Origin of the sequence: [Flexibacter] sp. ATCC 35208 (genome assembly GCF_001975825.1) — a bacterium.
Lineage (GTDB): Bacteria > Bacteroidota > Bacteroidia > Chitinophagales > Chitinophagaceae > Chitinophaga.
In genome coordinates, this window is record NZ_MTKN01000200.1 from 1 (window position 1) to 757 (window position 757).

At 31.8% G+C, this 757-nt stretch carries 1 protein-coding gene; it reads right to left on the minus strand.

All coding sequences use genetic code 11. The features are described 5' to 3' along the window. Nucleotides 1-757, minus strand: a 757-nt coding sequence (locus tag BW716_RS35070; protein ID WP_143709240.1) for a TonB-dependent siderophore receptor, incomplete at both ends; no start/stop codon positions are given.

Genomic DNA, 757 nt, shown 5'->3' on the forward strand with positions numbered 1-757 from the left:
ATTGATATTCTGGATTGCCTGTATCGGGATTAAATCCCGTTAATGCCATATCTATCCTATCATCTACATCTAAATAACTACCCGCCACAGTATTTGACATTTGTAATCCTGAAGAAAATACTGTTGTTTTTTTAATACTGGTTTCGTAAGATGTACTGGTTTCAGGGATAAGATTTTCATTACCAATAAAGAAATGTCCATCAAAAATTAGCTTAGAATATAGTTCCTCAAAAGTTGGTGTACGAAATCCATTTCCATATGATGCACGAGCTTCTACTCCTTTGTCGAATAAATATCTTAGACCTATTGAAGAAGCATATTGATTTTCAAATTTTGATTGAGCTGAAAATCTTAATCCCGGTCTAATCGAAAATCTTTGAGTTGCCATAATCTCCGAAGAAGCAAAAAAGTCATAATTTTCAATGGTTTTGCGTATGGGCACAAAAATATTACTGGCTTCCTGAACAAGTGAAAATCCTTGATTGTTTACAAATTCATATCCTATCTGTAAGTCAACTGTTTTATCTGTAAAAAAATTACTTAATGTTCCTGTAGAATAAAGAACTTCCATCGATTGGTCTTTTACCTTAACATTATTTGCCTCTGTCTTATTTGCAAAAAGATATCTGAAATCTTCTACGTCACGCTGTTGTTTTTGATGAGAAACGGACACATTGTAATTTAGCTGAGAAAATATTTTACCTGTTGAATTTAAATTATGGAAATATCTATTCGTTAAATATCTTTTATCATCAGC